Raw genomic sequence first — 22,555 nt, 5'->3', positions numbered from 1 at the left:
CCGGCCGGGAACGCGTCACTCAGTTGCCGCCGCCGAGCGCGGTCTTCGGCTCCGCCCGGTACGAGCGGTCCTCCGCCTGCCGGCCGACGACACCGCCGCCCGGGGTCTCCACGCTGAACGCCTGCTCGTCCGTGACGATCGTCTGCTCGTCCTGGTCGCGCTGCTGTGCCGGCGCGGGGTTGGCGTTGCTGGTTCGCCGTGGCGCCAGCTCCGGGGGCACGGCCCGGCCACCGCGGGCCGGTCGCGGCTGGGCGCTCGCCGCCGGGCGGCCTCGCAGGCTGCTCGGCACCTCCTCCAGTCGGGACACCCGCGCGCCGCTGGGCGGCGCGAGCGGCGCGTCGAGGATCGGCGCGACACCTTCCGGCTGCCCGTCACCCAGCCACTCGCCGCCGGCCTGTACCGGCCGGGCCGTACGGTCCTGGTCCCGCCGGGACCGGGCCGGCGTGGCCGGGGGCGTGCTGCCGCCCTTGGCCGAGCTGCCCAGCACCGATGGGGACGTGCCGGGGCGGGTCGGCGTCGAGCTGCCGAGCCCGTCCGACGGACGTGCCGTCCCGGGCCGGCTCTTGGTGGGCTGCCGGTTCTGCAGTACGGGTGGGGTGGTGGCGTTGTTGCGCGGTGCGAACTGTTCGGCGCCGGGCGCCCCCGGTCGGCCCGGTGTGCGGCCGGTGGTGGACTCGGACGTCGTGCCGGGCGCACCCGGCCGACGGGTGCTCGACGCCGGCGGAGCCCCAGTCTGGGCGGGACCGCCTCGGGCCCCGGCCGGCGGCGGGGTGGCCTTTCCCGAGGCGCCCGGCCCGCGCAGCGCGTTCGGCGGCGCCGCGCGGCCGCCACCGGGCGGCGGGGCGGAGGTTGCGCCGGGGGACCGCAACGAGGCCTGCGGCGGCTCCGCCACCGGCGCATTCGTACCGCCGCGGATCACCCCGTTGCGCATTGCGCCCCGCTCGCCCGCGTTCAACCCGTCGAGCCCCGGTGGACGCGCGACGCTGGGTCGGGGCCCACTGGCCACCGGCGGCCCGGTCCGGGGCACGCCCGGCGGATGCGCGACCATGGGCGGCGTCGCGACCGGTGGTGGGGCCACGTTCGGCGTCGGCGCCGGGGTCACCACCGGCGGTGGTGGCTGCATCCTCTCCAGGATCTGCTTCTGGATCTCTGCCGGGTCGGTCGGCCTGGGTACCGCCCGGACCTGCGGTGGCTTCGTGACGGGTGGCTTCGTGACCGGTGGCTTCGTGACCGGCGGGCGCACCGTGGGCGGAACCCCGGTCGGGCCGCGCCAGGGCGGGTGACCCACCGGGTTGATCACCGCGTCCATCGGGAAGAACGGTGGGCCGTGCCCGCCGCTCACCTTGCTCATCGTGTCGAAGTACTCGTTGGCCGTCCGGTGCGCCAACTGCTGCGCCTTGCGGTTGTACTCCTTCTGCTTCTCCTGGACCGCCTCGGCCTCGGCCGCCTGGATCCCCTTCTCGCCGTCGTAGAGACCCAGCGTGAAGCCCTGCTTGAAGCCCTCGGAGAACTGTGTCCACCCGTCGGCGTTCTTGGCGTCGTTGATGGCGTTCTGGTATTCCGTCCAGAGCCGGTCCATCTCCGCGCGGGAGTCGTGGGCGATGCCCACCATCGCCCGCAGCGCGGCGACGTTGTTGAGCGTGGCGTCCATCCACTCGTCGAGGTAGGCCAGGGTCTTGCCCGGACCGGCCTGCAGGAAGGCGTCGCGCGCCTGCGGCGACTTCCAGGTCTCGTCGTGCAGGACCTGGCTCGCCTTGAACAGCTGCTGGTGGATGCTGTGCAGCAGGTTGTAGGCGTTCTGCCACTGGTCGGCCAGCGCGGAGATGTCCTCCGGGTGCTGTCCCATCAGCTGTACGCGGATGGCCTCGATCGTCTCCCCGCCCTCGTCGGACGGGGGCGGGGTGAACTTCAGGTCCGTCTGCTGTGGCGGAGTGACGTAACGGGTGCCCTCCCCGCTGGGCCCACCGAGTGGGTAGGTCGCACGGGCACCCCAGTAGTCCGCCATGGCGTCTTTCCTCCCTGGCTCAGATGCCGTAGTCGTGCTGCTTGATCTCCTCAAGCGCGGTCTTGCTCGGGGAGTTGAGGGCATCGGAAGTGCTCACGCCCTGCGTGTCCTGCCCGGTGTGCAGCTCCTGGGTGACCTTGCCCTTGCCGTCCGTCTCGGTGACCTGCCGGGTGCCGTCAGCGTTCTGCTGGTCGACGGTCCTCGAGGAAGGCTTGCCGTCGGCGCCCAACTCCTCGTCGGTCTGACTGTGGCTTCCGTCCCCGCCGTAGGTGTCGGTCTGCCGACTGCCCCCGGTCGGCTTGCCATGGGCGTCGTAGTTGGTGGTCGTGGTGATCGTTGAGTTGTCCCGCACGACCGTGGTGGTCTTGCTGCTGCTGGTGCTGATCACCTTGCCGGACGGGTCCTTGGTGACGTACGTGACCAGCGTTCCACCGCCCGGCAGCATCTGCGTGGTCATCAGCTGGACGCTGCCGTCCGGGGCGACGGAGGAGTGGGTGATGCTGCCGTCGGGATTGACGATCGGCTGGCCGGTGTCCGTGAACTTCTTCTCGCCCTCTTCGTTCCCGGCTCCGTCCTGGCCCTCACCGGACAGATTCTCGAAGTACTGGTCCCAGAAGGTCTTGCCGGTGACGAAGGGGGGCAGGCCCGGCGGTCGCGGCGCGTCCGCGTCGCCGAAGGCGAACCGCACCGCGTCCAGCGAAGCCGCCGACCAGCCGTCGGTCGAGGAGTAGGCGTCGGCGATGGTCTGCGCGGCCATGCCGGTGTTCGTCAGCGCGGTGCCCAGGTAGGTGATGTATTGCCGCAGCTCGCCGTAGTTCTGCATCATCTGCGACCTCATGTACTTCCCCTCGAGGAGTACCGCACCCTCCCAGGCGCTGGCCGGCAACTCGGTCAGCAGATTCAACTGGCCGCTGTGGCTCTGCAGGTTGTCGCGGATGGTGACCATGTTCTTGCCGTAGTCGACCATGCCGTCGATGTCGACGTCGACCGGCTTCTGGTCGGCGAGCCAGTCCTTGCGGGTGTTGAGATCAGTCTCCCGCTGGTACGGATTCTCCTCCGACACCCGACCCTCCCCCTGGTGCGGCGGGCCCCCGCCCGAGTGTGCACAGATCCATGCACAGCCTAACTTCTGCCGGCTACCCGTGGGTACCGGCGATCGGTCGCAGCCTGTCATCATGCACCACATCGGACCGATCGAGGTAGCCCGATTCGGCACGGGACGCTACCGTCAGCATCGGCCGGACACGGCCACACATCAAGGGGACGCTTCCCTGAACGGGGGGCGCGAGCAGAGGAGCGGGTGAGTCCACCTTGACCGATACTCCAGGACTGGGTCAGGTTCACGCCACCCAGGAACAGCTCAACGCGATGGCGCAGCGTTGCAACGACACCGGCGAGAGTCTCGCCCAGGGCATGGCCCAGCTCATCGAGCGGATCCAGACCCTGGGCGGCGGCGGCATGCGGGGCTCGGCGAACAACGCCCTGCAGGACGTCTCGGTTCAGCTCAACGACGGTCTGCGGACGATCATCACGGCGCTCGACGAGCTGTCCGGCAAGATGACCAACGCCGCGACGCAGTACGGGGTGAACGACGAGGACGCGGCGACCGAGATCCGTAACGCCGCTGCCGAGACCGGCGACACCAGCGTGATGAGCATCCTGCGTGGCTGAGGCCGCAAGCGACGAGCGAGAGGTGACATTCCAGTGACCAGTCCCATCACTTACAACTTCGGCCAGATCTCGGACGTGGCGACCGCCATCGGCACCTACCAGGGCCACATGGACGGCGCCCTCCAGGACCTGTACACCCAGTTCACCCAGCTCTTCGCTGCGGACTGGCAGGGTGCGGCGGGTCAGGCGTGCGACGAGGCCCGACAGAAGTGGAACCAGGGCGCCAGCGAGATCAAGGACGCGCTGATGCGTGTCGGAGTGAAGCTCGGCGCCTCCGCCGACCGGATGCAGCAGGTCGACCAGGCGATCGCCGCCGGCATGTGACGGACGGCTCGGGCCGCCTCCGTCCACGAGGGAGGCGGCCCGACCGGCCTGTCGATTCACGCCCGGGCCGGCGGGGCGGCCACGCGGCGGGGTTTTCGTTAGGCTGCGGTCGGCGACCTTTGGGGGAGGGGCGATGGCGGAACGACCGAACTTCGGCGCGTTGAGCGCCATGATCGGTGACCTCAAGAAGGCCTGGTCCGGGATGGACGAGGTGCAGAGCCGGATGCTCAAGGTGACCGGCACGGCCTGGTCCGACGACCAGACCATCAAGGCGGTCGTCGGCCCCCGTGGTCACCTGCTCGAGCTCGAGATCGACCCGCGGGTCTTCCGGCACCCCAACTCGAAGGCGCTCGCGGCGACGATCGTGGCCACCGTCCGGATGGCCGTCGAAGACGCCGCCGAGCAGTCCAAGGAGATCCTCGACGGCAGTCTCGCCCCCGACCTGCGGCGGCTCGCGCCAGGCGGAGACCAGCTGCAGAAGATGCTGCACAGCCACGACGCAGACGTGCTCGTGAAGGGGAACGACGATGAGTAGCTTCGTCGAGATCAAGTCCAGCGTCGCCGACATCATCGGCATCGCCAACCACCTCAGCTCCAGCGGGATCTCCATCTCATCGACGATGCAGGTCAAGCTCGCGGCGGTCACGGCGATGGAGAACGCGCACGGCACGCTCCCGCGCGGGGACGAGTTCGTCGAGGAGTTCCTCAAGACGTACCACAAGTCGATCGATGCGCCCGACGGTGGCGCGCAGCCGATGAACGAGGCCGTCAAGGCCAGCATGCCGAAGCTGGGCGAGGCGATGACGCAGCTCGGCAAGTACGCCGCGGATGCCATGTGGAGCTACACCGGCGTCGACGACGACAACCGCAACCAGATCAACCGGGCTGGTGGCCGCAGCTGACCGTGGGCCGGCCGTGGAGCACGGCGGTGAGGGAGAGGACTGCGCGTGAGCGACAGTGACCACGCGCTCGCCGAGATCCTGGAATGGTTCTCCGACCTCGAAGCCGCGATCCCCGGGGTCCGTTCCACCGTCGGTGAGATCCTGATCGGAAAGATCCCCGAGTCGGACATCGGCTCCGTCTACGATCTCGCCGACACCTGGGCCGACGCCGCCCAGGCACTCGGCAGGTTCTACGAGGAGGCCGTGCACGCGGCCGACGGCATCCTGGACAACTGGAGCGGCGACGGCGCGTCCACCGTGTTCGCCGAGGAGTGGTACAAGTACATCGAGTCACTCGCTGGATCGGTCGACACGCTCGCCAGCATGGAGCAGGCCGTACAGAGCTTCGGGCTGCAGATCGAGCTCATGAAGTTCATGGCCCTGATCGGCCTGATCATGCTCGCGGTTTCGCTCTTCATGCTGGTCGCCGCGGCCATTCCGTCGCTCGGCCTCTCCACTGCCGGAATTCCCGGCGCCTTCGCCGCCTGCCGCACGGCGATCAGCGTCGCCGCCAGCAACGCGATGCGCGCGATCGGCAGCATCTCGATACGCGCGGCGCTCGCCGAGGTGACCGCGCTGGTGACCCGGGCGCTGCCCACCCTGATCCGTACCCAGCTGCCCAACCTGGTCCGTACCCAACTGCCCAGGCTGGTCACCACCCAGCTACCGAACCTGATCCGGCACGAGCTGCCCGAACTTCTGCGGCACACCCTGCCAACCCTGATCCGGCAGGGGGGCTCGACCGTCGCACGGGGCGTCCTGCCCCGCAACGTGATCGCCCGCTCCGTGGCGGATCGGATGGCCGGGCAGTGGCTGCGCAGCGTCACCAACCGCGAGCTGCTCCGCCAGCTCGGCCGCGAGGCCGGGTTGGAGTCCCGGCGACTCGCCGGACGTGGTCTGCTCGCCGCCCGCAACCAGCTGGCCAAGGAGATCGAGGAGCAGCTGCTCCGTAAGTTCGGCTCCCGGGTCGGCACCGACCTCGCCGGCCGCGCGGCGGGCACCTCGCTGACCCGGATGGCCGGCAACGAGGTGTTCGAGCAGGTCAGCCGGGAGGCGCTGGGTCAGTACGCGGCCCGCGAGATCGCGGCCACCACCTTCAGCCGGGAGTTGGCCAAGTACGTCGGCACCAGGGTGGCGTTCGGTGCCGGCTTCATGGGCGCCGGTGACCTGCTCGGCCAGATGTACCAGATCGCCGGTGGCGAGCGGACCAGCCTCGACCTGGGGGAGCTGGGTATGTCCACGCTCCAGGGCGGCGTCTTCGGCGCCTCGATGTTCGGCGGCATCACCGGGCACGTCGTCGGCGGCGGCGTGGTCGGCGCGGGCATGTCGGCGGCGACGCTCGCCGCGCAGGGCAAGCTCGACTTCACGAACATCACCCAGGAGAACGTCACCGAGATCCTGCACGGCGGCGCCGAGGGTGCCAAGGCCGGCGCGATCTTCGGCGCGCAGAACAAGATGGAGGCCGTCAACGTCGGGAGCACCCTGCGGATCGGCCACGACGTGGTGGTGCTTCCCGAGGGCATCGGCGCGTTCGACCGGGCCGACGGGCTGCAGGTCACGTACAGCGAACACGGCGCTTCCTGGCAACAGGTCGACGGCAGCGGCACCAGGATCGACGGTGGAAGCATCGGCGCCGACGGGACGGTCCTCTTCCGGGACGGCGGTCAGTCGCCCAGCCCGCACGTGGTCGACGGGGACGTCATCCGGTCCGAACCGTCCGCCCCACAGGCGCCGCTGGCGCAGTTGCCCGGCACCGACGTCCCGCAGCGTACGAACCTGGTCGGCGGGACGAGCGGCGGGGACGGCGGTGGCGGCGGAGGTGGCCCGCGCCAGCCCGCCCACCCGACGTCCGGAGGCCGTAGCGGGGACGCCGGCATCCGGACCACGGAACCGTCGCGGCCGGTCGGAGAGCTTACCCGCCCGACCACGGAGCACAGCGCGCCGGTGGCCGACCGCACGCCCACCGACTCGCCGCCGCCACAGCGCTCGACGACCGACTCCGTGCCGCCGGGCGACCGACCGCCCGGTGACGGCGGGCCGCCCGGGGACCGCAGCCCCGAGCACCCCGCCATCCGGGAGACAGCGCCGGATCGGATCGGTGACGACCCGAGCCGGCCGGAGCAGCGCGAGCCCGGTGATGGACCCCCACCGGAGCGCACCCGCTCGGACCCGCCCGCGTCGCCCCGCGACACCGCCGGGCCGCACCCCACCGAAACCGCTCCGACCCGGCCGCATTCCGACCAGATGCGGTCGGGCGACGTGCCGCCGCCGCGCACGGATTCGGAGCTGCCGACGGATCCGCTCTCCGGAGCACGCGCCGACACCGCCCCGCCGGCCCGGGCGGACACCGCACCCGCCCTCCGAGGCGACACCCCGCCGACGCGTACCGACAGTCCTGTCCCGCCCCGCACGGACGGCCCGATGTCGCCCCGCACGGACGGCTCGATGTCGCCCCGCACGGACGGCTGGGCGTCGCCGCGTACCGACGGCCCTGTCCCGCCGCGTGCGGATGGTCCTACGCCGTCACGTGCCGACGGGCCCTCGTCGGTACGCCCGGACGGTCCGCCGCCGGCCCGCGACTCCTCCACGCCGACGGGCCGGCCGGACACGACCACGATCCGGGACGGTCAGCGCGGCCCGACCGATCCGGTCCAGGACCGGCCCACCGGTGCGGGCGACCGCAACGGGGCCCCAACGGTGCGGGACGAACACGGCTCGCCGCCGAACCGCCACCAGGATCCACCCGCGCCGGTACGCGCCGACGAGCAGCACACCGACCCGACGGCCGCAGAGTCGCAGACCGGCGCGTCCATCCGACCGCGCGACGAACTGCGGGCCCAGGAGTGGGCCGCCAAGGCGTACGACCGGTTCCGGGCCGACCCGGGGGACGTGCCGGAGATCGCGACGCACCTCGCCGACGTGGAGCGCCCCAACGGCACCATCGGCTTCAGCCACGCCGAGATCGCCCGGGTCAAGCAGCACCTCATGTTCGACGAGCACACTCTGCGCGACTACCCCGACGGTTGGGAGCGGCGGCGGTTCGACGCCGACGAGGACATCGCCGAGGCCTGGATCCGCCTGCGGGAGGGCCGGCACCTCGAGCCCGACCTGGTGCTGCTGGAACACGAGCTGGCCGAGTCGGGCTACATGCGGGTCCACCCCGACGCCACGTACCCGGACGCGCACGCACACGCCCAGAGCCTGTTCAATTGGGAGCGGGTCGCGCCCGGCCGTACCGGCGAGGACCTGGACAGCGCGTATCCGAGGGGAACCGGCGATGGCGATTCTGGTGGACTTCGAACTGATTCGACAGGACAGTCGGGAGGTCGAATACAGCTTCGGCTTCCCGGAGAAGGATCGGCGACTGGTCATCCAGAAGGACTCCCGGCAGGGGATGCCGTTGGACGGGGCGGAGGACATGCAGTACCGGAAGGCGTACGGCAAGATCCTGCGGATGCAGGCCGAGGCGGCGACCTGGCCGGCCGGGGGGAGCTACGCGGCGTAACCCCGGAGACACCGTCGAGCTCAAGGAGTGCAGATGGCGGCACTGCTGGACTTCGAGCTGATCCGGGAAGACAGCCAGACGGTGGAATACACCTTCGGGTACCCGACGATGGATCGTCGACTGGTCATCCAGAAGGCCACGGGCGAGGGGAGTCCGACGGACGGGCTGAAGGACTCGGACTACGCGGCGGTCTACGTGAAGATCACGCGGTTCCACCGCAGCGAGGCCCACTGGCCTCAGAAGGGCAGCTACGCGGCGTAGCGCCGGCGGACGGGCGGGTTCCCTTCGAGCTGGTGCCGGTCGAGCCCCGTCCGGTCGGGCCATCGGTGCCGATGCCGGAAGCCGTCCGGTCGACCTTCGACGGGCACATCGGCGACCTGCTCGCGGGCCGCGATCCCGGCCCGGTGGACCAGCCGCACCGGGCGAGCTGGGACGAGTCGACGCGGTTGCTGACCGTGGAGTACCCGGACGGCGTCACCGTACGGGTCGCGTTGCAGGTCAACTCGTCCCTGCCGCCGGGGCAGCCGGTGGTGCTGCGACCGGGGCTGGAGGTCGAGCACGGGCAGTGGGTGCAGCGCGAACCGGCCGGTGTGGTGCTGCCCGACCATCTGCCGACCGACCCGAACACCCGGGCGGCCTTCGTCGACCGGCAACTCGGCGACGCCTGGAGCACCCTGCACAGGGAGCTGCACCAGGTGCTCGACCGGCCGGTCGAGCCCCCGTCGCCACGCGGCGACGGCACGACCCGGACCGGCACCTCGCGCACCGAGAGCGGACCGGGTACCGATCGGACGCCCACCGATGGAGGACCGCGGACTGATCGGACGCCCACCGACCCGACCCGGACCGACCCGTCGCGGAACGACGGCGCGACCCGGACCGAGCGGCCTCGCGACGATGCCGCCGGGCCGCGCTCGGACCGGGACGACGCAGCCGGGCCTCGCGCGGAGCGGGACGATGCCGCCGGCCCCCGCTCGGACCGTGACGGCACCCCGACGGAGCCGAGGCGTGGGCCGGATGCGAGCGATCCGGCGCCGGTCCGGCCGGCGCATGACGGCCGGGCCGACGCAGTACCGGAGAGCGCACGCGACTCCACGACGCCGCGCCCGGAGGTTCCGCGCCGGGCGGACGAACCGTCGCTGGTCGAGCTGGAACGGTCGCTGCACCCGGACCCGCCGGTGCTCGACCGGGTCACTCTCCGCGACGCCACGCCGTCGGATCCCGCGCCACCCCGGCCGCTCACCCCGGACACCGTCCGTGGCCTGCTGGCCGACGCCGGTACCCCGGAGCAGGTACGCGGGTGGGCCCGCGACCACCTCTCCGTACGGCAGGAGGACGGCTCGTACGTGCCGCGTTCGCAGGCCGAGATCGACGCGGCGGTGACCCGGCTGCACGAGGAGACGGCGGCGGTTGTCGACTCCCACGTACCGGCCGACCCGAACGCGACGCCGGAGGGCATCGCACACCCGGAACAGACGGCGCGTGCGGGCGAGCTGCCGATCGTCCAGGAGCTGGCACCCAGCGACAACTTCCCGCCGCACCGCACGCGGACCGGCGCCGAGCTGCCCGAACAGGTCCACGAGCTGGTGCAGCGGGCCAAGGAGAACCTGCTCGCCCGGTACCCGGAGACGGCGGTGGCGGCCCGGATCGCCGACCTGGACGCCATCGGCGGTATCGCCGACCGGTTGCAGACGGCCGCCGACGCGGCCCGTGAGAGCGGCCGTCTCGGCGACGTGGTGCAGGGTGTCCGCGACCTGAGCCGAGCCGTAAACGAGTACGCCGACCAGTACCGCGACTGGCGTGACTTCGAACGCGGCGGCGACTACGCCGACCCGGGTTGGCGGGACCTCGACGGCGTCGACCCGTTGAACTCGGTGGAGATGGCCACCCGGGTGGTGAGCGTCGACCCGCAGACCCACCGGTTCCATGTGCTGGACCAGGCGATCGCGATCGCCAAGATCGGTGACGTGCTCGGCCCGGCGTTCGAGGGCCACGCGGCCCGTACGTTCGAGCGGCTGATCCCGAAGGACATGGAGAGCGTCGAGGCTCTGATCCCACAGCAACTACGCGACCCGAACCTGGAGGAGTGGATCCAGGGACCGGCGCGTGGTGGCTTCGATACGGTGACCGAAATCCTCTACGTCGACCCGCGGGACGCAGGCGGGTTGGACCGACCGATCAGCGCGGTCGCCGCGACAGTGGTGCACGAAAGTATGCATCGTCTCCAGCCAAACCCGGACGTGGTAGCGCGACATGTCAAGCAGCTATCGCCCGAAGGCCCGCCGAGGATGGACGTCGTCGGTGAGGTCCTCACGCCGCTCCGCTTCGAAGGCGAGTTTCAGGCGTTTGCCGTCCAGCAGCAGTTCCTGCGTGGACTGGCCGGATTCCGGGCTCTCGACCACGCGGGTGACCCGCGCCTACCCCGCAGCGACAGCTATCAGGAGATGGCGGACTGGACTCCGCAACAAATGCGGGACCACATAGTCAAGCAGTACGTCCACACTCCCGACCGAGCGCACATTCCGGACCACCTGCTCGACCGGCTCATGGCGCTCACCCCGGAGAGCATTCTTGAGCGTGCCCGCCTCTCCATTGACGAGGCAAACTTCCCCATCGCCGACGGCCGCCGGCAGGGCACCTTCTACGGTCCGATGACCCGGGAGGTCGCCGAACAGCACGGCATCAACCTCGACGCGGTCGGACGGGACCAGGCAGCCCGGGCAGTGCCTCCGCTTGAGGACCAGAGCGCTGCCACGCCGGAGACCTCCGTACTCAGTAACGGCTCCGACTCGCTACCGCTGGCCGAGTGGGGACCCGGCCGGGACGGTGAGCCGCACTGGTCGCCCGAGCAACAGTCGCCCTATACGGCCCCACCATGGCGGGCCGATGGCCCGGCAATCGACGCCACACCTCCGTGGCACGCCTCTCCACCAGCGCAAGGATCGGGCGCGCACCACGACGGGCAGTTGGCCCGCCCGGAGCCGGAGCGGCGGCCCAACGTGCTGTCCCGGGCGTTGCGCCGGATCACCGGTCTGTTCGGTGGTGCCGACCCGGCACCGCGCGCGCCCGAACCGGGGCCGGCGACTCAGCCGTGGGGTCCGCGACCGGGTGAGCCGAGTCAGGGTGGCCTCGGACAGTGGGGTGGCCAGCGTCCGGCGGAGCCGACCTTCGGGTCGTGGGGCCATCGGCCCGGCGAGCCGATTCACGGCGACGCGAGCCCATGGGGCCAGCGTCCGGCGGAGCCTCAGCAGTGGGGCCAGCGTCCGAACGAACCCCAGCAGTGGGGACAGCATCAGGCGGAGCCTCAGCAGTGGGGTCAGCGTCCGGGTGAGGCGACCCCGAGTTGGCGGCCCGGTGAGGCATTCCCGCCGGCCCACGATCCGTACCCGGGCCGAGGCTGGCCGCCGGAGGCCGACCCGGGGCGTACCGGAACTCCGGGGCGGCCGGGCGTCGACCCGTACACCGGGCAGGTGCGACCGACGGACAGTCCCGCCTGGGGTGCCCCCGAGCGGGCGCCGGAACCGGCGACGCCGGCCTGGTCGGCGCCGGAGACCGCCGCCGACCGTCCGGGATGGACGCACGGGCCGGAGCGTACGTCCAGCGAGCCGATCTCCACCGACGGCCGGACGAACCTGGCGCTCTCCGAACGCCAGGCCGCCCTGGAGGAGCTGCGCGCGTCGACGGACCCGGTGCACCAGGCCCAGGTTCGCGCGGACATCCAGCGGATCGACGCCGATCTGGCCCAGCGGGGTTACCCGGTGCACCAGTTGGAACGGGTGCCGGAGGCGGACGTCCCCACCGCCGCCGATGCTCCGGCAGCGGACGGCCGGGACCACTCCCGGCACGACGAGATCTGGTCCGACCCGCCGTGGCGGCAGGAGGACCGGCGGCCCTCGCTCGACGAGCTGATCCCCAGCTCTCAGGAGGAGGCGACCGCCTGGGGCGACTCGGTACGGCGGGAATTCGCCGACCAGCTCGATGGGCGCGAGTTCGCGGGGCTGCGGATCCGGGTGGACCTGGAGGACCCCTACAGCGTCAGCGTGTACCGCAACGAGGTCGTGGTCCGGGCGGATGTGCAGGACGCGAACGGTGTGAACGCCGGTCGGGTGGTGCGCTCCTTCCAGCGCGACCACAACGGCAGCCTCTTCGTGGAGCACGTCTCGCTGAAGCTCGACGATCGCGTCCAGGGCAACGGCTTCGCCCGGGAGTTCAACGACAGCCTCATCGACTGGTACCGCTACTCCGGTGTCGAGCGGATCGAGGTGCACGCCGCGTCGACCGTCGGCGGGTACGCGTGGGCACGCGACGGCTACGACTGGGCGCCCAACACGGAGCACCGGGCCGACGCGGTACTCGACCGGCTTCGGGTCGAGCTGCGTGGACTCGACGCCGACGTCGACATGGCCCGGCGGCTGGCCGCGGACGACCCCGACGTTGACGCCGACGGGCTGCGCAAGCGTTACGGCACCACCGATCCGGAGCGGGTGGCCCAGGAGGTGCAACGGCAGCGGGAGGCGGCCGAGCAGATCCTCGAACGGGCCCGCACCAGCTCGTTCGGCAGCGCCCGCTACCCGACGCCGTTCGAGATCAGTCAGGCCGGCTGGGGCGATCACCACCACGGCCGGGAAGCGTCGTGGGTCGGCAAGCGCGCGCTGCTCGGTGCGGACTGGAAGGGCGTCAAGGAGATCAGCGACACGGGTCCGCTGTATCCCCGCTCGGCCCACGCCCAGGGCATGCCCCGGGTGCCCGACCCGTCGTCGATCCACAGCCTGCTCAGCGGAGACGAGCATCCGCCGGTCACCGCCGCCCGGGTGCCCGAGGGCGAGTTCCACGGGTACGGCCGGGACGTCCCCGAGCCGGACGTGGTGCGGCAGCTCGGCGACGTCGCCCTGCGCCAGGTCGTGGAGACGTTGCCGGAGGGCAGCCCGCTCAAGGGCGTACGGCTGGAGTTGACCACGGTCCCGGCGGATGCCCTGCCGGACGGCGCGGTGGCCCGGTCCGTGCCCATCGACGGGCAGGGGCGAGACCTGCCGCACGGCACCGTCCCGCCCCAGGACGGTGGTTGGCGCGTCGAGTTGTCGGACCGCGCCAGCGACGTCAACGTCGCCCGCGCCGTCGCGCACGAGGCCGCCGAGCTGACCGCGATCCGTGAACGGGCGGACGGCGGGCTGGATCCCTTCACGCCGGACGCCCTCGTGCCCGGCGCGATGGCCGACGAGGCCATGCTCAGCCCCCACGACCACGGGCGGCTGGCCGAGGCCGAGGTGCTCGCGGACCTCCTGCGCGATCCGGCGCAGGCCGCACACGCCCGGTCCGAGCTGCGGGCCCTCCGCGACCACCTCGGTCTGCACCCGGACGATCCCGGTGCCGCAGCCCGGCTGCGGATGCTCGACGGGCGGATCAGCGACGCCGGCCGGGACGCTCTGCTCGGCCGGGACAGGCCCCCTGCCGAGTCCACCCGTCCGCCCGTGGACGTTGGCCCGGCGCGCGCGACCGACGGTGAGGCGGTCCCGGTACCGGGTCGCGACGGCGAGGGTCCGGTATCGGATCGCGTCGAGGCCGATCCAATGCCGGACCGGTCCGACTCCGCTGAGCTGGGGATGCCGGATCGGTCCGACTCCGCCGAGCCGGTGGTGCCGGAGCGGGCCGAGGCGGCCGCCGCGACCTACCCGGCACGAACCACCCGGGTGCCGTTCGACTTCGAGCGGTTCCTGAACGATCCGCGCTGGGCCGACGAGGCGACGCAGTTCGAGCAGCGCCTCGGGGCGTACTACTTCCGCGACCCCGAGGTGCTGGACACCGTACGTTCGGCGCTGACCCGGATGCGGGAGATCCTGGTGGACCTCACCGAGCCGCGGCCGGGAGAAACCCCCGCCCAGGTGAAGGCCCGGGTCGAGGGCGCCTTCTTCCGGGACGACGCCGCGGACAGTGCCGGTCAGGTCGGCAGCGGGGTCGGCTTCGACCGGCTGATCGCCGAAGGCAACCTGCGCGAGACGATGACCGCCTTCTACAACGCGGCATACACCAACTGGAAGAACCCGCACACGCTCTCCCACGCCCTGCGGGCGGTGCTGGACGGGGACCGGTGGGAGCAGGCCCGGGCGGCGGGCGTCGACGTGCCGGCCGTGCGCCGGATGGGCGAGCTGCTCGACGGCAACCTGAACCGGGTGATGCCGGAGGGCTTGCAGGAGAAGCTCAGGTTCGGCCGTGACTTCTTCGCGACCGGCAACGTGGCACGCAACTCCGAACACGGCATCCGTGACCTGGTCGAGATGACCGTGAGCCAACGCCCTCGTGACGATCGGCCCATCCGTGTGCAGCAGGAACTCGCCACGACCCCGGACCACTACGCCCGCCTGGGCACCCCGCTCGGACATTTGGAGCGGGCCTACGTGGACCAGGTGCAGCGGCAGAAGATCGGGGAGCCGCTGAGCGAACACGACAAGCTGCCGTGGCGGGAGGGCGTCGTCGCGCACGACACCGACCACGGACCGTGGGCCTGGTGGGTCGGCCGGGACGGATTCCCCGTCATCGACGGTGTCTCCGGCACCACGGCCCGGATGCTGACCGCCGCCCGGTTCATCGGTCTCGACGGTCCGCAGCTGGAGCGGTTCCTCAGCGGGCTGATGGGGTGGATGCTTCCCGCCCGCGACCACAGCCTCTTCGAGATCCTGCGCGGGTCGGAGATCGCCGGCGTCGCGCGGGTCGACGTGCGTCCGCCCGGCACCCGGTTCACCGCGGTGGATCTCTACCGGGCCCTTCCGGACATCGATCTGCCGACGCTGCGACGGGAGGTCGGCGTCGACGGGCTCCTCCCGCACGAGGCCCGCTACCTGGAACACGCCGTCGATCCGCGCGGCTTCTCCGAGACGCAGCACAAGGTGCCACAGATCGCCGACCGGCTGTGGCCGCAGCTGGAGCGCGGTCAGGTCCGGGACACGGACCTGGCCGACTGGCTGCGGCGCAACGGCATCGACCCGACCGACTCGGCCGCCGTGCGGGAGCTGGGCCAGCGGCTGTCGAAGCCGCACGTGATGGCGCTGACCGTCTACACCCGGCACAGTCACTATCTGATCAACAACGTCATCCGGAGCCACCTGTGGACCCGGCTGGCCGGAGACGTGCCGATGGAGGTGCTCTTCGATCGCAAGGTCCGTGAGCTGGTGACCAACTACCTCGACAACCTGGCGGCGAACTCGAAGGCGTTGCCGCTACCCCTGAAGCTGCGTCCCGTGGTCCATGTCGGGGAGGGTCACCTCAACTCTCGATCCGAACTGGCGGAGCCGGCGCAACGGTACGTCGACGCCCACCGCCGGATCGTCGACGCGAACAGCCGAACGGCCGAAGAGAAACAACTGGGGAACCGGCGCGAGGAGGCGCGGGCCCGGCTCGACAAGCTGCGGGCCAAGCGGGACGCCGCGGCGGCCTGGAGGCAGATCCGGCGCGAGTTGGACGATGTCTCGCCACAACTTCTCGACGAGATGCGTTGGCACGCGGACATGGTCCACGACGCGATGATGCAACTACCCGCCCTCGGTAGCCCGGAACGCCCGAAGGTCGCCTACCGGGGCGACTGGATCACCCCGGTCCACTCGCCGATCTATGGCAGCTCCACGCTGCCGGTCGGCACAGCGCGGGAATTCCTCAGTGTCAGCCGTCGGCTCGACGTCGCGGTGCGGTTCATGTCGGAGAATCCGGCCTCGGGCGGTAAGGTGCTGGTCGTCTACCTGTTGACCGGCGAGCAAGCGCGCGACATCTCCGTCTTTTCGTCGTTTGCCGAGGACGACGAGGCCGTCTTCCCACCCCGATCGAAGATGCGACGGACATCCGATCATCCTGAGTTGGTCGAGCAGGTGCGGGCCGGCCTGCCCGAGGAGTTCCGGGACAACTGCGAGATCATCGTGATGGAAGAGGGCTGACCGTGACGGACGGAACGGGCTGGGACGACACAGGCCAGTTCTTCGCCGACGTGCACCGGATGCTGTTGCGGCTCGCCGGCCGGGTGCCGGACGAGATGCTCACCCGGCTCCGTGAACTCTTCGGTAGCGGCGACCTGCGCTATCTGCCGGACGCCGTGTCGGTGGCGGCGGTGGAGCTGGACGTCCCGCTGGCCCCGGCCGACCGCGACCTGCTGGCCCGCGTCCTGGACGTTCTGGACGTGCCGGGTGGAAAGCCCCAGTTGTTCGACCAGGTGCCAGTGGCCGCTGATCCGCCGGCCGTCGGACCGTTCCGGTTCCTGCCGGTGCCGCCGACCGTGCTGGCGGAGGCGGGCCCCCGCATCCCACCTCGACTGGATCTCACCGGCGGCGATCCCGACGACCTGACCGATCTGTCGCCGGAGCTTGGTTCCCTCGCCGATCTCGCCAACCGCCTCACCGAGCCGTCCGACGACACGGCGATGGTGATGCTCACCGTCGAGCCGGGCGTGGTCGGTGTCTGGCGGGCCTGGCGGGTGGGAACGGAGCCCGGAGCCGCGGCACGTCCGGTGTATCTCGCCGAGGCGGCGCCGGGCGTACCGGCCTGGGATCTCGTGTACGAGACGCAACGCTCGATCGCCGAGGACGGCGACCCGGCGCCGCAGGTCGAGGTGTGGTGGACCGGCGACGAGATCCCGTCGTACCACCGGGCGGCGCTGGCCGGGGCGGCGCTGCTGTGGGCGCCGGACGCCGGCCGGGTCCGGGTGGCGCTGAGCGAGGAGCGGTTGACGGACTTCGTGCGGTCCGGAGCTCTGCGCGTACCGGTGGCGGAACGCCGGGCGCTGGCGGAGCGGTTGGCGGCGGGCGCGGCTGTGCCCGGTCGGGTCGAACGTCTGCCTGACCTGGTCGAGCCGGGGCGCGGCGACGTCGTGCCGGGCGGGTACCGCACCGACGGCCGGTGGGTGTGGCCGGAGGCACTCGGCTACTACCTGACCGAGTACGGCGTGGCACCTCCTCGCGAGCTCGCGGAGGCTCTGGCCGCAGGTGGCCCGCCGACGCCGGCGGGGCAGGTGGCGGTCTTCCGCGCCGGACTCGCGCTCTCTGGCCGCTGACCGCGCCTGGTCCAGTTCCTGTCGGCTGCTCGACCTATCCGGCAGGTCGGACCACTGTGGCAGGATGATATGCCGCCGCTGAGCCATGACGGAGAGGTGTCCGAGTGAATACGGAGCGGACCGCCGAGGCGATCCAACGCTACGTGCTGGAGCGTACGAGCACCGTCGACAAGATATGGACCGACTCCGAATCAGTCACCCTGGACACCTCGACCGCGATGTACTGGGCGCGTACTGCCGACTGGATTGTGGCCGGGGAGAAATGGGTGGCCGACGCGGTCCGGGTCGTGGCCGCTCGCCAACCGATATTCGTCACCCACGGACTGCTTCTTCCTCTCGAGGGTGAACCCTTGCACCTGAATCGCCCGGAGGTGATGGCGGCGCTCGGTCGCCGGGTGGGGGACGGGTTGAGCCCGCTGGCGTACGCGGAGCTGTTCGGCGAGCTCTACTCGGGCTGGAAGATCGACGGTCCGGTGGTGCGCCCGTTCTCTGCCACGCAGACCGTTCGGGCGGGTTGGCTGGTGCGCGAGGCCGACCATTTCGCCCGCGTGATGGTCGCGCCTGACGCGCCGCCGGTGACACCTCCGGTGTTCGAGCAGAGCGCGGGCGGGGAGTGGACCTTGACATTCTTCACGCACAACTACTACCTGCTGGAGATCGACACGGCGGTGGACGTCTATGCCTGGACGGTGACCGGTGGTCCGGACCGGCCGGCTACCTGGGAACGGAAGACCCTCGCCAAGCGGGTACTGCTTCCGCTTCCCTAGCGGAGCAGGGGCCGACCGACCACCGCTCATCGTTCGTGCCCGCCGCAGCGGCGCGGCGGTGCGCTCACGCCCTCCGGATGCGGTGCGGGCCGTTGCGGCGTCTCGGGTTCGTCTCAGAGGTTCATCAGAAGCTGGCGGACGCCGGGCGGACCTGGCCCGACCGGACGGGTTCCGGCCGCGGTTGACGCCAGCTGTCCACGCGGCGAAGAGGGCGTCCGGGTGTGTGTTCGGCGGAACCGGCGGAGTGGGCTGCTGTGGCAGGATGAGGGCTGCCGCTCGCTACGACGGATAGGTGCCGGAGTGAACACGGAGCGGATTGCCGAGGCGATTCAGCGACAGGTGCTGACGCCCGGCGAGACCATCGACAATCTGTCGATCCTCCCGGACGCGGTCTTCGTGAGTACGTCGGTAGCCATGTATTCGACCAAGCCCGCGGACTGGGCCGTTGCCGGTGAGGACTGGGTGGATGCGGCGATCCGGGTGGTGGCCTCGCGCCAGCCGATATTCACCACCCACGGCCTGCTCTTTCCGACAGGGGGCGAGCCGCTGCACTTGAACCGCCCGGAGGTGATGGCAGACCTCGGTCGCCGGGTGGGCGCCGGGTTGAGTCCGTTGTCGTATGCGGAGCTGTTCGGCGAGTTGTACTCGGCTTGGGAGATCGACGGGCCGGTGGTGCATCCGTTCGGTGTGAACCGAACTGCTCGACCGGGATGGTTGGTGCGCGAGGCTGACCACTTCGCTCGGGTCGTGGCCGTGCCCGGCGCTCCCGCGGTGGCTCCGCCGACATTCGAGCAGGGGACGGACGGGCAGTGGACGTTGACCTTCTTCTCGCACAACTCCTACTCGCTGGAGATCCAGACAGCGGTAGATGTCTATGCCTGGACGGTTTCCGGTGGTCCGGACCGGGCGGCTACCTGGGTGCGGAAGACCATTGCCGAGCGGGTGCTGCGCCCACTCCCGGCTTGACGACGATGGGCCGACGGGCGAACGTTGGCCCATGTACGACGCGAGCCTCGCGCACCTGGATCGGCTGCCGGACCACGTACGCGACGACTACCTGCGAATAGTGGAGTGGGTGCTGGCCGAGCTGCCCGCGCGATCGTCGTCGAGGTTGTTCGTGAACTCGCTGTGGCTGACGCTCGGAACGACCGGAAGCGCCGTGCGGACGGAACCGGTCGATCTCACCGAGCTGTATCGCCGCAACGGGTATCCCGACGAGTTCTCGCGCTGGGTGATGTCGGCGGTGCGGTCACGGATGACGGAGGCCGGGGCACGGTGCGCCGCGATGATCGCCAACAACCGCATGAACAAACCGTTGTCCGGCCCGCTGCTGGGCGCGCTGCTCGGCCCGGCGGAGCGAACCGTCTTCCTGTACGCGGCCCACCGGGACGCCTCGCTCGAGTTCCGGGACTCCTTCCAGATCCGGCGCGGGCCGTTGCGGCGTCTCGGGTTCGTCCCGGAAGTTCATCAGAAGCTGGCGGAGGCCCGGCGGACCTGGCCCGGCCGGACGGAGCCCGGGCGCGGGTGACAGCGACTTTCGCCCCCGGGGCCCCCGGGCCCGGTCGGACGCTCGGCGGCCGGCACCTGGATTCCGCCCCGGCTCCACATGATCGACAGGACGCGGCCTGGTGGGCCACTGTGGCAGGATTGGGTCGCCGCCGGTTGGGACGGGGAGGGTGCCCGGGTGGATACGGAGCGGACCGTCGAGGCGATTCAGCGTTACGTGCTGAGCCCCGGGGAAACAGTTGAGAAAACCTGGACAGCGCCGAATTGGGTTTCACTCCGAACGCGCCGTTACGGCTATCGGGCGACCCTCGCCGACTGGGCTGTGGCCGGGCAGGACTGGGTATCCGACGCGGTCCGGGTCGTGGCCTCGGGGCAACCGGTATTCGTCACCCACGGCCTGCTGACTCCGGTGCGGGGTGAGCCGCTGCACCTGAACGAACCGGAGGTGATGGCGGAGCTCGGTCGCCGGGTGGGTGCCGGGTTGCGCCCGCTGGCTTATGCGGAGCTTCTCGGCGAGTTGTATTCGACGCGGCGGATCGATCGCCCGGTCGTGCATCCGTTCGCCGCGACGGAGGGCACTCCAGCGGGTTGGTTGGTACGCGAGGTCGATCACTTCGCGCGGGTGATGGTCGCGCCCGACGCTCCTGCGGTGGCTCCGCCCGCATTCGAGCAGGGTGTTGGCGGGCAGTGGACGCTGACGTTCTTCTCGCACAACTACTACTTCGTCTCGGAGATCGCCACGGCGGTGGATGTCTACGCGTGGACGGTGACCGGCGGCCCGGACCGGCCGGCCGCCTGGGAGCGGAAGCCCCTCGCGGAACGGCTGCTGCTGCCGGTGTGACCGGCCGGCGGGAACCGAAGGCGGTTGACCGGCAGCCGGGACCGCGCTCTGTGCGACGACCACGGTGGGAAAGGAAGACGGTGCGACGATGAAGACCGATCCGGAGCGGCAGCGGCGACTACGGGAGCTCGCCGAGCTGCACAACCGGTGGCAGGCGGAGCACCGGGTGGACGATGCGGACTTCACCCCCGAGGGTGCCGACTCGGCGAACCGTCGACCACCATCGCCGGAGGCCGAACGTGAGTACATGCGCCGGGCACGGGAGATCATGGGACTCGACCCGGACACCGGGCACTACCGGGAGGTGTGATGACGCTGCTGCCCGCCGTACGCAGTCGCGACGAGGCGGACCTCTACCTGGAGTTGCATCCGTGCCCGCGGTGCGGGTCGATGGAGGCCACCTGGGAAGAAACGCCCACCGCGCAGGGGACCCGGCCCGCGTACCGGTACAGCGGTCACTGCGCGGACTGCGGTGAGCAGCGCGAGTTCGTCTTCGCGCTGCCGGATGGGCAGCCCGCCCCCGCCTCTCCCGGCCCGCATCCCACCACCCGCTTCGGCGGGCCGCAGCCCTCGGCGCTGCTCGACCCGGGCGAGTGGCTGCTGGTCGCCGACTGGTGCGGGGAGGCGTCGGAGGTGGCCGAACGGCAGGGCGACGACGCCGAGGCGGCGGATCTGCGCTGGACCGCGGTGGCGGCCATGGAGGAGGTCCGCAAGTTCGTCCCGGCCGAGGGCGACGTGATTCCCGAGTCGGCGTTCTGGTCGACCCGGGGGCGTACGGTCTACCAGCGTGACCCGGGCCGCTTCCGGCGGCGACGGCTCGAGGTGATCCGCGACTTCTACCTGAACAACATGCCCTGGAGCCCGTCGTGACTGCGCTCGCGGCCCGTACTTCCAACGAGGCGCACCTCTACATGGACCTGCGCCCGTGTGGCTGCGGGGAGGGCCGGTTCCCTCGTGCCTCCGCGATCCTCACGCTGCCGGACGGCGCCCTGGCGCGCCGGTACGCGGGTCCCTGCGAACGCTGCGGCACTACCCGGGAGTTCCTCTTCCGGCTGCCGGCCGAGCCGGAGAACGGCGGGGGGAGCTTCCACTACGGTTCCGCCGAGCCGTCCGCGTTGATCGACGCGGGGGAGTGGCTGTGGGTGGCCGAGGGGCACGCCCGGGGCGTACCGGCCGGTGCGGAGCGGCTGCCGGAGGCGGATCGGCGGCGGTGCCGTACGCGGCTGACGGCGGCGGTCGCGGCGGTGGACGAGGCGCTGAAGTTCGTGCCGCCGGGCGGCAGCCGGGTGCCGTTCACCGCCGTCTGGAGCCCGTTGGGCCGCTCCGTCTACCAGCGGGAGCCGGGCCGGTTCCGGACCAGCCGCCTCACCGCCGTCCGTTCGGCTTACGGCACCGTGTTGCGCCGTCTGGGCTGATGCCCCGAGCAGACGTCAGCCGGCACTGGCGCTCGGGGCCGGCGGCGGGGTGGCGGAGAGGTTGAAGTCGCACTGCGGGGCGGCGCTGGTGTCTGTCTCGACCACCTGGCCGTTGATGCGCAGCCGGCACTCGACCGACGGCTGCCCGTTGACGAAGGCGAGTCGATCGTCCACGTTGGGCTTCTTCCGAGCGGACCCGGTGACGTAGACGTACTTGTCGTCGGGCCAGGTCAGGGTCAGATCCTTGACCCAGTTCGGCGCCGGCGTGCGTTCCTCCTGGGTCGCCACGTTGTTGTGGCCCCACTGCACCACCATGTCGAAGAACTCGATCGGACCGATCAGCGCCATCTCGAGGGTGACCTTCTGCTGCACCGGCTTCTGTGCGTCCAGGGCCGACGTGTCCGGCGAGCAGCCGGCCAGCAGCGCGGTCAACGCAGCGACCGTGGCGAGGCGTCGCATGGATCCTCCTCAGGGGACGGCGATCGACGGCGACCGGCCCGTAGCCTAGCGTGCATCGTCGGCGGGGTCCCGCCCATCGACGCCGGATCGCTA

Annotated in this window: 16 protein-coding genes; 13 read left to right on the top strand and 3 right to left on the bottom strand. The window is 71.1% G+C overall.

What is annotated here, in order from left to right; translation table 11 throughout:
- Positions 1-19: 19 nt before the first annotated feature.
- Both ABZS42_RS00805 and ABZS42_RS00800 read right to left on the bottom strand, forming a co-directional pair.
- Positions 20-2,005 (bottom strand): hypothetical protein, encoded by a 1,986-nt coding sequence (locus ABZS42_RS00805; protein ID WP_355141114.1) that lies wholly within the window; start codon positions 2,003-2,005, stop codon positions 20-22.
- Positions 2,006-2,024: 19 nt separating this feature from the next.
- Entirely contained in the window at positions 2,025-3,068 is a 1,044-nt protein-coding gene (locus ABZS42_RS00800; RefSeq protein ID WP_355141112.1) for a hypothetical protein, read from the bottom strand.
- Between the two features lie 248 nt (positions 3,069-3,316).
- Here ABZS42_RS00800 and ABZS42_RS00795 point away from each other — a divergent pair, with 248 nt between their 5' ends.
- From ABZS42_RS00795 to ABZS42_RS00735, 13 genes are all read left to right on the top strand, one after another.
- Positions 3,317-3,676: a WXG100 family type VII secretion target gene (locus ABZS42_RS00795; protein ID WP_245828329.1), complete on the top strand. Its 360-nt coding sequence runs from the start codon at positions 3,317-3,319 to the stop codon at positions 3,674-3,676.
- 33 nt (positions 3,677-3,709) lie between these two features.
- Entirely contained in the window at positions 3,710-4,000 is a 291-nt protein-coding gene (locus ABZS42_RS00790; protein ID WP_355141110.1) for a WXG100 family type VII secretion target, read from the top strand.
- A gap of 133 nt (positions 4,001-4,133) precedes the next feature.
- Positions 4,134-4,535, top strand: coding sequence for a YbaB/EbfC family nucleoid-associated protein (locus ABZS42_RS00785; protein ID WP_355141108.1), 402 nt, complete (start codon positions 4,134-4,136; stop codon positions 4,533-4,535).
- Positions 4,528-4,902 (top strand): hypothetical protein, encoded by a 375-nt coding sequence (locus ABZS42_RS00780; RefSeq protein ID WP_355141106.1) that lies wholly within the window; start codon positions 4,528-4,530, stop codon positions 4,900-4,902. Before ABZS42_RS00785 ends, ABZS42_RS00780 begins: the two co-directional genes overlap by 8 nt.
- Positions 4,903-4,947: 45 nt before the next feature.
- Positions 4,948-16,365, top strand: coding sequence for a hypothetical protein (locus tag ABZS42_RS00775; RefSeq protein WP_355141104.1), 11,418 nt, complete (start codon positions 4,948-4,950; stop codon positions 16,363-16,365).
- Between the two features lie 2 nt (positions 16,366-16,367).
- Complete coding sequence (locus tag ABZS42_RS00770; protein ID WP_355141102.1) at positions 16,368-17,474, top strand: hypothetical protein; 1,107 nt, start codon at positions 16,368-16,370, stop codon at positions 17,472-17,474.
- Between the two features lie 104 nt (positions 17,475-17,578).
- Positions 17,579-18,241, top strand: a complete 663-nt coding sequence (locus ABZS42_RS00765; protein WP_355141101.1) for a hypothetical protein — start codon at positions 17,579-17,581, stop codon at positions 18,239-18,241.
- Positions 18,242-18,541: 300 nt separating this feature from the next.
- Positions 18,542-19,207 carry a hypothetical protein gene (locus ABZS42_RS00760; protein ID WP_355141100.1) on the top strand — a complete coding sequence of 222 codons (666 nt, stop codon included), beginning with the start codon at positions 18,542-18,544 and terminating at the stop codon, positions 19,205-19,207.
- A gap of 31 nt (positions 19,208-19,238) precedes the next feature.
- The gene (locus ABZS42_RS00755; RefSeq protein WP_355141098.1) at positions 19,239-19,769 is read left to right on the top strand and encodes a hypothetical protein; all 531 of its coding nucleotides are present in this window, start codon (positions 19,239-19,241) and stop codon (positions 19,767-19,769) included.
- 156 nt (positions 19,770-19,925) lie between these two features.
- Positions 19,926-20,588, top strand: a complete 663-nt coding sequence (locus ABZS42_RS00750) for a hypothetical protein (protein ID WP_355141096.1) — start codon at positions 19,926-19,928, stop codon at positions 20,586-20,588.
- Positions 20,589-20,676: 88 nt separating this feature from the next.
- On the top strand, positions 20,677-20,898 hold the full coding sequence (locus tag ABZS42_RS00745; protein ID WP_076472163.1) for a hypothetical protein: 222 nt from the start codon (positions 20,677-20,679) through the stop codon (positions 20,896-20,898).
- Positions 20,898-21,458, top strand: a complete 561-nt coding sequence (locus ABZS42_RS00740; RefSeq protein ID WP_355141094.1) for a hypothetical protein — start codon at positions 20,898-20,900, stop codon at positions 21,456-21,458. The genes ABZS42_RS00745 and ABZS42_RS00740 overlap by 1 nt, the downstream gene beginning before the upstream one ends.
- Positions 21,455-22,003 carry a hypothetical protein gene (locus ABZS42_RS00735; protein ID WP_355141092.1) on the top strand — a complete coding sequence of 183 codons (549 nt, stop codon included), beginning with the start codon at positions 21,455-21,457 and terminating at the stop codon, positions 22,001-22,003. The genes ABZS42_RS00740 and ABZS42_RS00735 overlap by 4 nt, the downstream gene beginning before the upstream one ends.
- Before the next feature lie 15 nt (positions 22,004-22,018).
- On the opposite strand, the gene ABZS42_RS00730 is transcribed toward ABZS42_RS00735, so the two are convergent.
- Positions 22,019-22,462: a hypothetical protein gene (locus tag ABZS42_RS00730; protein ID WP_355141090.1), complete on the bottom strand. Its 444-nt coding sequence runs from the start codon at positions 22,460-22,462 to the stop codon at positions 22,019-22,021.
- Positions 22,463-22,555: the final 93 nt, after the last annotated feature.

This window comes from Micromonospora sp. NPDC005367 (assembly GCF_040606825.1).
GTDB lineage: Bacteria > Actinomycetota > Actinomycetes > Mycobacteriales > Micromonosporaceae > Micromonospora.
Note: the sequence above shows the minus strand (reverse complement) of the source record. Positions and strands in the feature narration are given on the sequence as shown.